The 12,894-nt window shown below is 66.8% G+C and carries 12 protein-coding genes and 2 pseudogenes; 4 read left to right on the top strand and 10 right to left on the bottom strand.

From position 1 onward, the window contains the following. The first annotated feature begins 112 nt into the window (after positions 1-112). Both VZQ01_RS09610 and VZQ01_RS09605 read left to right on the top strand, forming a co-directional pair. Positions 113-1,123, top strand: coding sequence for a hypothetical protein (locus VZQ01_RS09610; protein WP_426747637.1), 1,011 nt, complete (start codon positions 113-115; stop codon positions 1,121-1,123). A 509-nt stretch (positions 1,124-1,632) separates the two neighbouring features. Continuing rightward, positions 1,633-2,019, top strand: a complete 387-nt coding sequence (locus VZQ01_RS09605; RefSeq protein ID WP_426749053.1) for a hypothetical protein — start codon at positions 1,633-1,635, stop codon at positions 2,017-2,019. On the opposite strand, the gene VZQ01_RS09600 is transcribed toward VZQ01_RS09605, so the two are convergent. The 6 genes and pseudogenes from VZQ01_RS09600 to VZQ01_RS09575 form a co-directional block, all read right to left on the bottom strand. After that, on the bottom strand, positions 1,925-2,317 hold the full coding sequence (locus VZQ01_RS09600) for a transposase (protein WP_426748948.1): 393 nt from the start codon (positions 2,315-2,317) through the stop codon (positions 1,925-1,927). The genes VZQ01_RS09605 and VZQ01_RS09600 overlap by 95 nt on opposite strands. 53 nt (positions 2,318-2,370) lie before the next feature. Then, positions 2,371-2,682, bottom strand: a pseudogene (locus tag VZQ01_RS09595) (ISKra4-like element ISMfu2 family transposase); the annotation flags it as partial. Between the two features lie 131 nt (positions 2,683-2,813). Next, positions 2,814-3,524: an IS21-like element helper ATPase IstB gene (gene istB / locus VZQ01_RS09590; RefSeq protein ID WP_426747636.1), complete on the bottom strand. Its 711-nt coding sequence runs from the start codon at positions 3,522-3,524 to the stop codon at positions 2,814-2,816. Between the two features lie 125 nt (positions 3,525-3,649). Continuing rightward, positions 3,650-4,204 (bottom strand): Mu transposase domain-containing protein, encoded by a 555-nt coding sequence (locus VZQ01_RS09585; protein ID WP_426747635.1) that lies wholly within the window; start codon positions 4,202-4,204, stop codon positions 3,650-3,652. Positions 4,205-4,294: 90 nt separating this feature from the next. Next, entirely contained in the window at positions 4,295-5,239 is a 945-nt protein-coding gene (istA, locus tag VZQ01_RS09580; protein WP_426747634.1) for an IS21 family transposase, read from the bottom strand. A 149-nt stretch (positions 5,240-5,388) separates the two neighbouring features. Continuing rightward, positions 5,389-6,510, bottom strand: a pseudogene (locus tag VZQ01_RS09575) (ISKra4-like element ISMfu2 family transposase); the annotation flags it as partial. Between the two features lie 464 nt (positions 6,511-6,974). Here VZQ01_RS09575 and VZQ01_RS09570 point away from each other — a divergent pair. Next, positions 6,975-7,100, top strand: a complete 126-nt coding sequence (locus VZQ01_RS09570) for a hypothetical protein (RefSeq protein WP_426747633.1) — start codon at positions 6,975-6,977, stop codon at positions 7,098-7,100. Positions 7,101-7,386: 286 nt separating this feature from the next. Here the strand turns inward: VZQ01_RS09570 and VZQ01_RS09565 are convergent, their stop codons facing one another. Both VZQ01_RS09565 and VZQ01_RS09560 read right to left on the bottom strand, forming a co-directional pair. Further along, the gene (locus VZQ01_RS09565) at positions 7,387-7,974 is read right to left on the bottom strand and encodes a hypothetical protein (RefSeq protein ID WP_426747632.1); all 588 of its coding nucleotides are present in this window, start codon (positions 7,972-7,974) and stop codon (positions 7,387-7,389) included. 250 nt (positions 7,975-8,224) lie between these two features. Next, positions 8,225-8,995 carry a hypothetical protein gene (locus VZQ01_RS09560; protein ID WP_426747631.1) on the bottom strand — a complete coding sequence of 257 codons (771 nt, stop codon included), beginning with the start codon at positions 8,993-8,995 and terminating at the stop codon, positions 8,225-8,227. A gap of 130 nt (positions 8,996-9,125) precedes the next feature. Here VZQ01_RS09560 and VZQ01_RS09555 point away from each other — a divergent pair, with 130 nt between their 5' ends. Then, positions 9,126-9,503: a type II toxin-antitoxin system PemK/MazF family toxin gene (locus tag VZQ01_RS09555; protein WP_141331646.1), complete on the top strand. Its 378-nt coding sequence runs from the start codon at positions 9,126-9,128 to the stop codon at positions 9,501-9,503. Position 9,504: 1 nt separating this feature from the next. Here the strand turns inward: VZQ01_RS09555 and VZQ01_RS09550 are convergent, their stop codons facing one another. Then, positions 9,505-11,133, bottom strand: a complete 1,629-nt coding sequence (locus tag VZQ01_RS09550; RefSeq protein WP_426747630.1) for an LVIVD repeat-containing protein — start codon at positions 11,131-11,133, stop codon at positions 9,505-9,507. 198 nt (positions 11,134-11,331) lie between these two features. Continuing rightward, positions 11,332-12,789: a cytochrome-c peroxidase gene (locus VZQ01_RS09545; RefSeq protein WP_426747629.1), complete on the bottom strand. Its 1,458-nt coding sequence runs from the start codon at positions 12,787-12,789 to the stop codon at positions 11,332-11,334. Between the last annotated feature and the right edge of the window lie 105 nt (positions 12,790-12,894).

Below are 12,894 nucleotides of genomic sequence, written 5' to 3'. Positions count from 1 at the left end.
CGCCGGGCCTTCCAAGATCTTGCCCTGGCCGCAGCGGAAGCTATATTAGCCTCCCGAACACTTCTTGCATCTCGCGAGGGCGGTCCAACCACTGCCTTGGAGCACGGAAGACATGAAACAAGCATCTGCGCGCCTGTCATTGTTCGTTACTGCCTTAATTAGCTCATGGGGATGCGCAACCCCCTCCGGCGGAACTCAGGGGATTTCCATTCGTGAAATCAAAAGCGAAAACAGTGTGGCCCATTATCCTGGAGAAGGGGGCGTCGTCATCTCAAGCTCCCGCGAAGCGAAAGGTAATTACCTCAAGTCCATTTGTGTTGCACCACCGGCCCAAGCTGCACAGGCCGCTGCGTTCAAGGCCATTGCCGAGATCGCCGCTGGCGCCGATAGCAACGTCGCGACTCCTGCTGGAGTAGGGGTTGAAGCAGCGGCAAGCCTGTCCGCAACCCGCGGCTACGAAGCTACAACTTCTATTTCGCAATTATTTGCGCAGAACGAACGCACGCTGCTGCTGCAATATTCACTCTATCGGCTTTGCGAAGCCTACATGAATGGCATGTTCGATCCGTACGCCTCGCCTATCTCAGACCTGGCTCGGTTGCGCGCGAAACTGGGTGGCACTGATGCGTCCTCCGGTGTGATTGATCAAGTTATCGCCTCAACTGTCAAGGCCGAGGAGAAAATTGAAAGCCTCAGCCAGGAACGGGATTCGCTCCGCCAACGTGCCCAAGCGAGCGACCAGGACGAGGAAAAGAAGAAGGCGCAGACCAGGCTCGCAGAGGTTGAGTCGCAAATACGGACCCTGAAAGAGATCTATTTCAAGAATACTTACCGCGAAGCGTTCGATTCAATTATGGATACCGCCGTAGCGCTCGCGCAGATCGAAAAAGAGAGGGCGGTTGCGGAGGCGAAAGCTTCGGCGGAGAGGGCAAAAGCTGAAGTCGAAACCGCCAAGCTCAACGACAAGGTTGCTGCTGCGGAAAAGAAGGCTAAGGAGGCGGATGAGTCGGCGAAGACGGCGCGCGAGCAGTTCGAGCAGCTTCGCAAGTCAATCATAGACAACAGCCTGACCTGCCTTGGGTGCTCGAAGAAGGAAGCAACGACGTCTCCAGATAAGAAGTAGTGCGGCACTGTGGGCTGGGACACTCCTACCTGCCGGGCGAGTACCGAGGCGCTCACCGCGCCCGGGGCCCACCATCCGCTTCACCATATGTGCCTTGAATGCGTCTGTGTGCTGCGCCGCGTCATGCCTGCTCTCGTCCCCAGGGCGTCATCAGCTCAGCACGTCAGCCGAGCCGACAACTTCCCTGACACAGGGGGGCACGGCAAACGCGCAGCGTCGGACGCGGCGGCTGACGCGCTCGTGGCCCGGCGCGCTGCCGCCTCAACGGCACGGGTGGCCATAGCGATGCCGCCGCCGACCAAGGCCGGCGCGAGCAGCGCGCCGCAGTCATCGCGCTTCTCTAAAGGCGGGGCCGATTGCTAGGGCGCAGACCTTGGGCCACACTGGCCGGGATGAAAAACAGAACAACCCTCGCAGCATTCCTCCTGATTGCGCTCTGCGACTGCCTTCACAACCCGCCGATCTCGGATCCGCCGCTCTCTCGAGAGCAATGCCCCGACGAATGGAGCGTGCGGCAAGCCATGCAGGGGCACCAGGAACGCATCAAGGATCCGGCGTACGAGCTGACCGCGAGTATCAGTATGTCGCTCATGTACGTGTCGGGTCCGGGCTACCTTGAAGAACCACACCATTCCTCGACGTGCATGCCGATGGCCAAGGAGTCCATGGCGATCGCGCAGTCCGTGGTCAGGGCACGCCACGATGAAATTCGGAAACGCATGGTGGAGCAATGCAAGCGCATCGTGCGGCTTCCGACGCACCACCAGGAGCGCTCCGCGCTTGGCGAGATCAAGCGAAACATCAAGACCATGACGGACGACATGCCCCGCTCGTCCTTCGAGCCGGGCGAGTACGATGAGTGCGGAGAGTGGATGCCCCGGGAACTGGGCCGATAGGCCTCGGCTTGTCCGGGGGCGCGAGGGTCGGCCCGCGCTTCACCGCGACGGGGCGAAACGCCCGCGACGTCTCCTTGCCTCCCTTGGCACTCACCCCTCCTCGCCGCATCTGCTGGTGCCACCTCGACAACGTCCAAGACGACATCCCCAACTCCTTGGCCGCCGCCTCCTGTGTCACCCCTTGCGCTTGCCGGCCCCTCACGTACTCCACCGCCTGCGCGCGGAAGGCCTCGTCGAACCGCAGCTTCACTCCCACTCCCGCTCGCGCCTTCGCCTGCGCTCGCAACGTCTCCCTCATCTGCTCCAAGTCCATTCACTCGCTCGTCTGCCGGGGGGGGGCGCCCATCCTGATCAGGCGGCGCGCCGCACCTCCGCACGCTGCGGCGCGAGCGTGAGGTTCATGGCGGCGTCCCAGCGGTCCGAGAGCACCAGGGAACGGAGGTCGAGGACGTGTTGGCCGGAGTCCTCCTTCCATCGGGCGCCTGGACGCTTCATGCGCAGGGCAACGAGAGACTTGCAGGTGGCCTCCACGTTACCGCTGCCAATGGGCAGCCCTTGCGCTCGTGCCTCGGCGTAGTGCATTCGCTCCCCGTGGTTCTCCAGGTAGCAGATAGCCTCATGCACGGGCCGGCGGTCGCCGAGGACGACGTCGCGCTTGCCGCTTGTCAAGGCTCGGCCAATCAGGTCGCTGTTGGGTTCGGCCAATCAGGTCCGGACGCGAAGCGCCCAGGAAGCGCGACAGTGTGGACCGCGCGAGTTCGGCAAAACCGGTCCGGCAGGGGCTCTGCCAGGTGTCAGCGTGCGAGGGCCTCAACCTGGGCCGCGCGCGGTGCGCGGGTACGCTTGGCGGGCGGTGGGTTGCGGTAGCTGTCACCCTCAATGGTGAGGACATGGGCGTGGTGCAGCAGTCGGTCCATGGCGGCACTGGCCAGCAGTGCGTCACCGAATAGTGGCGGCCACTCCTCCAGGGCACGATTGGAGGTGATGCAAGTGGCCGCGCGCTCGTAGCGACGGCGGACAATCTCGTACAGGTCGATGCCCTCCTCGCCCGTGAGTGGCCGCAGTCCGAGGTCGTCGATGATGAGCAGGGCTGGCGTGGTGAAGCGCAGGAGGCGTCGCTCGTAGCTGTTGTCAGCGCGTGAGGCTCGCGGCTGCGTGAGCATGTCGTGGGCACTCACGTAGAGGACGGTATGGCCAGCGCGGCAAGCTCGCTGCCCCAGCGCCTGGGCGAGGTGACTCTTGCCGACGCCCGCCGGTCCTACCACCAGCACGTTCTCGTGCCGCTCGACAAAGGTGCAAGTGCCCAGCTCCAGCACCTTGGTGCGAGGGACGGAGGTGTTGAAGGAGAAATCGAAGTCCTCCAGGGTGCTGGGCCGCTCGAAGGCGGCACGGCGCAGGCGCGCGTCCAACTGCTTGCCGTCGCGGCGCTCCACCTCGTCGGCCAGTAGTCGGTAGAGGAATTCCGTCAGCGACAGGTTGGCGTCGGCCGCCTCGCGGCAGCGCACCTCGAGGGACTGCAGCAGCCCGGACAGGCGCAGCTTCTTCAGGACGGGGACAAGCTCGTCATAGGTACTCAGGCGGGGGACACTCCTTGAGCGGGGTGGGACTGCAAGGACAGCGAAGGGGAGCGCTAACGCAGCAGCGTGCGCACGTCGCGCGCGTAGCGGGGAGCTGGCGGCGCAGCCGTGGCGGCGGGCGTGGCGATGGCCAGGTGCCCGTCCTGGGGCAACGGCTGCAAGTCCAGGCCGCGACGCAGGATGTCCTTGAGGCCCTGGTAGCGCAGGTTGCCGAAGTGCAGCGCCCGGCGGCACGCGGCCTCGGCCCGCTCGCGCGGGAAGCCCTCCAGGTGCACCACTATGGCCTGCACGCAGCGCAGTTGGCTGAGGACGTCATCGGCGTCGAAGACGGCGCGCACGTACGCCTCGGTGTGAGGACCCAGCCGGGCCGCCCGCGTCTCCCAATGGTCGCGGCTGCGGTGGCGCAGGGCCGCGCGCGCCTCGGGCAGGTGGGACTCCACGGTGCTGCGGTGGCTCTCGCCGCGCAGCGGGTGGGTGGCCACGCGCTCGTCCTGGGCGTACACGCGCACGTCATGGGCCGTGACGCACAGCCAGACGCGCTGGCCAATGAGACGCCACGGCACCGAGTACAGCCGTCGGCCGTACATGACGTGGGCGTCGCGGTGCACGCGGGCCTCGTGCCACACCTCGGGCGCCCATGCGCCCGTCGGCAGCGCGCGCAGCGCCGTGGCCTCGGCCTGCTGGAAGAGGAGACGCGGCTAGCGCCCCGTCGTGCCGTGCACGCGCACCGACGCCACGTCTCGCAGCCAGCGCTGCAGCGCGGCCTCGCACTCACGCGCGTCCTCTCCGGTCCTCCCGGCGAAGAAGTTGCCCTTCACATAGCGCACGCCCGCCTCCGCCTTGCCCTTCTTCTCGGGGGCGCGGGGCGGGGCCGGGTCGACGATGAAGCCGTAGTGGCGCGCCAGCGCGCGGTAGCTGCGCTGCAGGGCCCGCTCCCCGTCCACCCCGAAGGCCGCGCGCACCACCGCCGCCTTGAGGTTGTCGGGCACCACGCAGCGGGGCACGCCGCCGAAGTACGCGAAGGCGGCCTCGTGGCAGCGCAGCCACGTCTCCACGCGCTGGTCGAACACCACCGTGGCGAAGAGGTGGCGGCTGTAGCCGAGCACCATGACGAACACCCAGGCGCGCCGCAGCGTCCCCGTGTCCGCGTCGTACAGCCGACCCACTTCACCGAAGTCCACCTGCGCCACCTCGCCCGGGGCCGTCTCCACGGGGATGGCGACGTCCTCTTCACTCACGCCCTGCGCCCGACGCACGCTGCCCACCAGGCGTTTGACGGCCGAGAGGCTGCCTGCCGTCACCCCCGCCTCCATCTGCAACCGGGTGAAGATGGCCTGCGGTCGCAGGCCCTTGGCCACCCACGCCTCCACCTGGGCGCGGTGTGCCTCCAGGCTGGACGTCTGCTGGGGCGCTGGCGGGGCCGCGGGCCGCGCCGCCACCACCGCGGCCTTGAGTACCTCGAGCTCGGGTAGCACCTGCACGTCGCCCCGCAGCAATCCCGCCGTCTCCAGTACGCGCCGGTAGCTGCGCTCCACGTCCACGCCCATTCGCAGCACCCGGGCCACTTGCCGCGCGGGCGTGCCCAGGCGGTGCAACCGCACCAATTCCTGCAGCCGGTCCATCTCCACTCTCCGGTTACTCACGCCACTTCCCTTTCCAAGGGAAGCCAGCGTGACCTGTCGGCGGAGCACCCGGAGGACCGGTTTGGCCGAACCGGTGCGGACCGGTTTGGCCGAACTCACCCCGACCGAGTTCGCCGAACTCCAGAGGACCTGTTACGCCGAGCTACGACACCGCTGGCGTGGAGTGCACTGACGAGGGTCCACACCGCCCCGGGCGTGTTGAGCAAGGAGAGCTTCCACTTCTCACACAGGGCGGAGGCGTGCGCTTCACCCGCGACCACGCGGGCCGCCGCCCCGAGCTTCTCCATCAAATGCCAGAAGTCCACCAGACGCACCACCTGGGTGGCCGCGGGCGCGTGGGCCACGAGGGCCTCGTCCAGCAAGGCGTGCAGTTCGGGAGCGCCATCGGTGAGGATGGCGACGCGCAGGGAAGGCTGTCTGGAAACCAGCGCCTGGACGTCGCGGGCCAGGCGCTCCGCCAGCCCTCGGGCATCGCCATGAGGCATCCGGCCATGGCGCACGGCCCCCAGCGCTTCGCCCTGGGCGTCATGGAGGACGAGGCAGGCGGCGTAGGCCATGTGCCAGACGACGTCCACCGGGCGTTGAGGGGCGCCCTTGCGAGGCCGTCCCACGGGCCGCTTCTTCGGCTCCTCCATGGGCACCGCCACCCGGTCCACGCTGACGCTCACGCTGTGCGTCCCTTCGGGGGCTTGCAGGGCCTCGGCCAGCGCCGCCTCCACACGGGGCCGCTGGTGGCCGTACAACGCCCCCACCTCATGGCCCATCCGCTCGAACGAAGAGCGGCAGTAGGGCAGCACGCCCAATTGCCGCGCCGTCGCTTGCGCCTCGCGCGAAGTGCCCCGGGCCAGCAGGTACGCCATGGGGAGCGCCGCCTCGGGCAGCCAGCCATCGGCCACGCACCCGGCCTGCACGCTGATGCTGTCCACCGTGGGACCATTCCTGACGCCCACCTGCCGGTAGAGGCTTCGCTCTACTTCGACCGGCCCCGCGCGCGTTTTGTACCTCGCCGCATACCGGCCGACGCGCGCGTAGGGCTCGCCTTCGATGAGGATTCGGGCGGCATCGACGTCGAGCCCTCGAAGCAACCTCCGCTTCAATTGCCGCTCAGTCTCCTCCACGCCCGCATTGACCGCCTGCCACGCGGTGTCGAACGCAGCCAGGTCTCCAGTGCTTGCACCCACCACGCCCTTTTGCGCGCGTTCCAACGTCTCCTCCAGCGCCTTGACGCTGTCCTCGAATCCTTCCGGCACTTCGATGGTCACCTTCGGCATCGTCGGATGTCCTCCTGTGGCTCAACCCGCCAGCAACCTCCCCTCCCATCGACCATCAGTCACCCGGCGGTCCCCCTGCTTGTCTGCTCACTCGCTGCTCAGGATCAGATCCACACCCTGCCGGGGAGCGACAACCTCCTCACCTCATGCCTCACTTGTCACGACGGGCTCCTGCGAGGAGTTACGATCATGGCAGCTGCAGACGGCGCTGGTCTTCCTCTCGCCATTGACGCGCGGCAAGCGCTTCTCCCCACGAAACCCGGCTCCTCGAAGTCACGCTCGACGAGAGCCTCATCGACGAGCTTCCCGAGCGGCTCATAGGCGACAAGGCCTACGACGCCGACAAGCTCGACGATCGACCGTGGCACGTTCGCGGAGTGAAGCTGATTGCCCCGCACCGCCGCAGGCGCAAGACGAAGACGCAGGATGGGCGTGAGCTTCACCGGTACCGACGCCGATGAAAGGTGGAGCGACTCTTCGCCTGGTTCCAGAACTTCCGTCGTCTTGTGACTCGCTACGAGGTGAAGGTGGAGAACTTCCTCGGCTTCCGCCTCCTCGGGTGCATCCTCATCCTCTTGAGGCAATGCTGAGATCACCTCTAAAGAAGCTGTGCGCTCCCCTCTGATGAAAAGGTTGCAAGGGCGGGTTTAGGCTGTGGCCAGGAAGGAGCGGATACCTTGAGTAGATTGGGTCTGTTCACACCTCGTGTCGTGCATTATTGCTTGGTGACCGGGTGTATCGCGGCCCGGGCCTCCGTGCGCACGAGCTATGTCCCTCAGCCCAGAGCAATTCCCTCGCCGCGCCACAGTCGCGGCCTAACGCCAGCTGGCCCCTCCCGGCCCGGCTGGCCAGCTCACAGGTGCGTGGACAGTATTTTCACGAACTCGCTGGTTCACCCACGTTGGCAGGTACGGCCTCATCCTTCCATCTCTTCTCGGTGTCCGCGCCCACTGCATCCACCGCAGCCTGGAGCTCGGGGAGTCGCCACTTGCCGCCAGGCACGCCCTCTTTAAACTCTTTCCTCACTCCGGGCTTCTTCAGAAGATGCCTAATCACGGCTGCAAACATGGGCTTTGTCGCAAGGTGCAATTCTAGCGCGTCCTCAATGAATCCGACCCACCAGACTTCCAATCTCTTCTTTTGCGCTGGAGCCAGAGTAAGTTCTGCTTGGAGGATTTGGTTGTAGAGCCCAGCCAAGTAGGCCCATTGAGACGCGAATCGAGCGTAGAGGGCGGCGTATGCCCCCGCGAAGACCGCTCCAGCCCATGGTGCGGTGTCATGGATGTCTCCAAGGAGCCCTCGAAGGCTCAGAGTGCCCCAAACGCTCGCCGGGTCGGTTACGACCTTCAACGGAAGTGCCACCAAATATACCAGGAGGGTCACCCACAGGCTTCTCTTGAGCACGACCGTTCCTCCGTTGGCCTTCTTGTCGAGGAAGAACTCGCCGGAAAGAAATCGCATCATCGTCACGCATCCCCCGTTATAGGCAGATGCTGCCGACGGTACGTGCCATGCCTGCAATACTGCAAATAATCCGTCAGCCGAACCCGTACCCGTCCGACGGGAAGCCTCGCCGGGGTAGAAGTCGTGGTGGACCCTGGTCGGGATGGCGAGGCTGTTTGAAAAGCGGAAGTTGCCTGCACGCCTCCTCCGCCGAGAGTCACCTGAACCGCGAGAGGGCCCGTGCGACAGGCCCTCCCGCGAATGCGCTCCTCTACCAGATGCAGGACAGCCCGCTGGACATGGTGGGGAACGCGGAGAGCGCCCCATCCGGGACCACGCCGTGCGTCGGATGCGTGGTGGCGTGCTTGCGCAGGCCGGGCGTGCTGCTGTTGATGTAGCCCACCGCGTAGAGGGTGCTGCTGGAGCGCTCACGCAGCACGGCGCCGCAGAACGGCTCGTTCGGGACGCTCGCCAGCGTGCCCAGGGGGACCGTCTTCACGCTGCCGTAGCCACCGAAGTACGCGATGTCCGCGGGGTCGGTGAGCAGGTACTTGGCGCCGGCGACCCACAGGTAGATCTGGCTCGTGGTGCGCTCCTGCACCAGCAGGCTCATGGCGTAGGTGTAGTCGATGAAGGGGTCGTTCCAGTTGCTGTTCGGGATGTTGTGGACTTCCTTCCAGTCATCCCAGACATCCAGCTCCGTGGGGTTGGGGATCCACCAGGGCCGCTGACCCACGACGACGTAGATGGGCGTGGTCCCAATCTGACGGAAGAGGGTGCCGTCCATGGGGACCTGCGTGTACGAGTCGATGGTGGCCTGGGGCAGGGCCACCGTCGAACGTCCCGAGTAGAGGCTGTGCTGCGCGGGAGGGATGAAGAAGCGCGCTCCGCCCGCCACGTAATAGCGATTCGAGGTCTCGATGCCGAGCAGGATGTAGCCATCCGGGGCGGACACGTAGCCCGCGAAGGACTTCGCTCCGAAGAGACTCAACCCCAGGATGAGCCAGCGGGTGATGGTGGAGAATGAAGTTGTGACACGCACGGATTTTTCTCCTGACATGAGGGGGACCTTCTGATTGCTTCCGCCGCACCCACTCGGGTTGGCAGGGGGACTACGAAGGCGGCCCTCCTGTCTGGTCATGCCTCCGGGCTTCGCGGGAGATACTTGCGCCATGACGACCATCCCCGACACGTCGCGAATCGACCGGGGCGACCTGTACTGGCTCGCGCCCGATGACTCGCGAGGCCCCGCGCCGGCCTACTCGCATCCGTACGTGGTGGTGCAGGAGGACGTCTTCAACCACTCGCGAATCACCACGGTGGTGGTCTGCGCGCTCACCTCCAACCTGCACCGCGCCGCCGAGCCCGGCAACGTCCTGCTGGAGCCCGGCGAGGGCGGCCTCCCCCGCCAGAGCGTCGTCGTGGTGTCGCAGATCGAGTCGGTGGAGAAGTCCCGCCTCGGCGCGCGCATCGGCGCGCTGTCCGAGGCGAGGGTGGAGCAGGTCCTCGCCGGCCTGCGCTTCCAGCAGGCGTCGTTCTTCCGGCGGTAGCTCAGGGCTCGTTGAAGATGAGCAGGCCGCGCGCGGTGTCCACCACGTAGACGTGGCCGTCGCCCGGCACGCGGATGCCGATGGCGCCCTCGAGCAGGTTGTCGGTGCGCTCCGGGTCGTCCTCGCGGAAGGTGTTGAAGTGGGCGATCTGCTTCGGCTGGGGAGGAATGGAGACGTCCAGCACGCGCAGGCCCTCGTGGTAGTAGGCGATGTACAGACGCTTGTCCTTGAGGACCATGTTGTGGATGGACGTCTGGTTGCGCAGCTTGTACCGGCCGATGAGCGGGATGTTCGTGGGGTCGGTGACGTCCAGCACGCGCAGGTGGGTGCCCTGGTATTCGCCGCCCTCGAACGCGATGGTCCTCCCGCCGAACGTCCCCACCGCGCCCGCGTGGCTCATCGACGTGCTGTTGTCCGACGCGAAGGTGTACGCGCCCAGCTCCTTCGGGTTCATCGCGTCCTTCACGTCGAAGACGACATAGCCCGAGCTGAAGTGGTTGACGTAGAGCCGGTCCTGATAGGCGAAGCTGTCGTGCGCCGAGGGCAGGTAGGACGTCGTGTCGGACACGACGATGCGGTTGAGCAGGGTCGGCTCGAGCGGCCGGGAGATGTCGAACAGCAGCGTCTCCCCGTGGGCCGAGGGACCGGGTGACACCGCGTACAGCCGGTCTCCCTCGACGAAGAGCGTGTGGACGTTGAGGGGCGGGCCGCCGGGCACGTTGCGCACGAAGGTGGGGTTGGCGCGCTCGGTGATGTCGAAGACGAGGACGCCCGTGTCCTTGCTCGCGACGTAGAGCGCGTCACCGCGCGTCCAGGCCGCGTTCCAGTAGGAGTCTCCGGGGAGGGATATCTTCTTCGTCAGCACGGGGCGGGCGCGGTCGCGGATGTCGAAGACGGTGAGGCCCCCCGGCGTCCGGGAGCCCCAGGGGACGGACACGACATAGGCGTGGTGCCCGTCGACGTAGACATCCACCGGCTGTCCGGGCGTCACGAAGGTCTCGGAGAGCAGCCGCAGCCCGCCCGAGGACTCGGCCTCACCCCGCCCCCACGTCATCCGCGCGGCCTCGAAGGTCCCGGTGCCGCCCACCTTGCCGTTGGTGCAGCGGGCATAGCAGCCCGTCACATAGCCGGGGCGGGAGACCTGACAGCCCAGGAGCGCCACCTGCCGCTGGGCGTTCGCGAGCTCGAAGCGGCTGGTGAAGTGGAAGCGGCCCGTCAGCTCCTGTCGGGTGAGGGGCCGCTCGTCCATCGTCCCCGCCCCACCGCCCCGGGGCACCCTCACGCTGACGAAGTCCGGGTACGCGTCCTGGTTGCGCAGGTCCACCATGTAGATGCCCTGCGGGTCCAGGGTGGCGAGCGAGGCCGTGTCGCACTTCGACACGTCGAACAGCGCGGGCGAATCACAGTCGAACGTCGTGCCGCGGGCGACGGTGGCGGTGCAGGGCGCGTACTCGCCCGGGTCCTCCCAGTCCGTGGGGTCCACCAGCGGCGTATAGGTGCCGTCCCACGGGTCCACCGGCGGAGGCGGAGGAGGTGGCTCGGGCTGTCTGGGTTTGTCGTCCGAGCAGGCGAAGCCCAGCAGCATGAGTCCAACGAAGATGGTGCGGACGGCGGGTGACTCGAGGGCCATGAGGGTGAGGCTCCTGTCGAGAGGCGACGTCCGGGGTGGACGCCCGCGCCCGTGGGGAAGCGGGCGCGGGCGGGATTACAAGCCACGCGAGGCGAAGAACGACCATGCCCCGAGGAGCATCCTCCACGGGGCAACGACAGGTTGGTCGACGAGGCCCGCCGGACTACGCTGGCGGGTTGGTCTCCTTCACATCTGTCTTCAGAGCCGCTCGAGGAAGCGCAGCAGGTCCTGCTTCTGGGCGGGGCTGAGCGACTCGGGCGGTGCGCCGGGGAGCTCCGGGGGATGCACGGGAGGCAGCTCGAGCGCGGACGTGAAGGGGATGACGAACTGGCTGTAGAGGTCGACCACGCCCTTCAGCGTCTCGATGCTGTTGTCGTGGAAGTACGGCGCCGTCCGAGCGGCCCCTCGGAGCGTGGGGATGTCGAAGGCCTCGAAGTCCAGCGGGTTGCCGGTGACGAGCGCGCGACCGGGGTCCGTGGTGAAGGCCTGGGGAAAGAGGTTGGGGCCGACGATGGGCGCTCCGTTCTCGTCCACGGCGGGGTTCGGGTCGTACGGGTCTCCGCTCGCGGTGACGGGGATGGGGGGCAGGTCCGTCACCTGCCGCGTCCGGGTGCCGTCCGTGTAGAAGCGGAAGCGGTAGCGCGGCAGCTCCAGCGAGGCGTTGTACAGCGTGGGGAACTGGCCAATCTGTCCCAGGTACGTGAAGCCTCCGACGGCGATGTTCAGGATGTCGGGTGTCTGGCGTTGGCCCTGCACGGGGACGGGGCCCGTGCCCGGGACGTTCGTGAAGACGACGTTGCCGTCGGGCTTCGTCACCGGGAAGCTTGAGGCGAGCTCCAGCATCGCCGGCTGGGAGATGTGGCTCAGCGTGGGGCTGCCGTGGCACGGCTCGCAGCCGACCTTGAAGACCTCGCGTCCGCGCATCTCGGCGGGCGTGAGCCAGAGGAAGTCCTCGGGCGACGGGATGCGCGAGAGCGGGACGCCCGCGTCGAGCAGGCTCGCGACGAAGCGCGGGCGGGACGAGGTGAACGCATCGCGCTGGAAGCTCGCCAGCTGGCGCAGCTGTGAGCGGGGGACGGCGCCACCCTGGCTGTGGCTGGTGATGGCGGCCTGGGCCTGGTCCTCCAGGTTGGATTCACGCCCGTCGAGCTGGAAGAAGGGGCCGGTGAGGGCCACGTCCTGGATGCTCGGCACGCCTCGCCAGACGAAGACCTTCCTGTCCGCGGGGGTGATGACCTGCCCCTGGGCGTCGATGACATCCATGTTGTCGGGAAGGGGCAGGACGACGCGGACCAGTCCCTTCTTCAGGTGCTCGTACGTGGGCACCGCCGCGTTCGGGTCGTCCGCGTCGATGGGATGGAAGAGCACGTCCCGCGGGTTGGAGGCATGCAGCGCCTGGACGTGCGCGGGCTTGAGCGCGGTGCTGTCGTCGAGCACGTGACAGGTGGCGCACGAGCGTCCGTTCGTGTTCGGGAACGCGTGGGTGAACAGTCGCTTGCCGGGAGCGGAGCTGCTCAGCGCCGCCTCGGCGGTCGCGGTGGGCTCCGCCGCGGTGGCCTCGGGGACGTCCCGCTCCGGCTCGGCGGGGGTGCAATGCGTCAGTCCGCCCAGCGCGAGCACGCCGGCGATGCGCAGGAAGATGCGCGTGGGAATCATGGAGTCTCCAGGGTGTGGACTCCCTGGAACACCGGGTTCATCCCGAACTGTCACCTGTCGGTCCGCAGGCAATGGATGTTGGACTCGAGCGAAGGGGGATGCTGA

It is taken from the genome of Myxococcus faecalis, assembly GCF_050039385.1.
In the GTDB taxonomy this organism is placed as follows: domain Bacteria; phylum Myxococcota; class Myxococcia; order Myxococcales; family Myxococcaceae; genus Myxococcus; species Myxococcus fulvus.
The sequence above is the reverse complement of the archived record's forward strand: the minus strand, read 5'-3'. Positions and strand labels throughout refer to the sequence as shown.

Bases quoted from the DNA above. Each gene is read 5' to 3' on its own strand.
- VZQ01_RS09545 (WP_426747629.1), bottom strand. From the start codon at position 12,789: ATGATTCCCACGCGCATCTTCCTGCGCATCGCCGGCGTGCTCGCGCTG.
- VZQ01_RS09550 (WP_426747630.1), bottom strand. From the start codon at position 11,133: ATGGCCCTCGAGTCACCCGCCGTCCGCACCATCTTCGTTGGACTCATG.
- VZQ01_RS09610 (WP_426747637.1), top strand. From the start codon at position 113: ATGAAACAAGCATCTGCGCGCCTGTCATTGTTCGTTACTGCCTTAATT.
- VZQ01_RS09565 (WP_426747632.1), bottom strand. From the start codon at position 7,974: ATGATGCGATTTCTTTCCGGCGAGTTCTTCCTCGACAAGAAGGCCAAC.
- VZQ01_RS09555 (WP_141331646.1), top strand. From the start codon at position 9,126: ATGACGACCATCCCCGACACGTCGCGAATCGACCGGGGCGACCTGTAC.
- VZQ01_RS09600 (WP_426748948.1), bottom strand. From the start codon at position 2,317: ATGAGGGAGACGTTGCGAGCGCAGGCGAAGGCGCGAGCGGGAGTGGGA.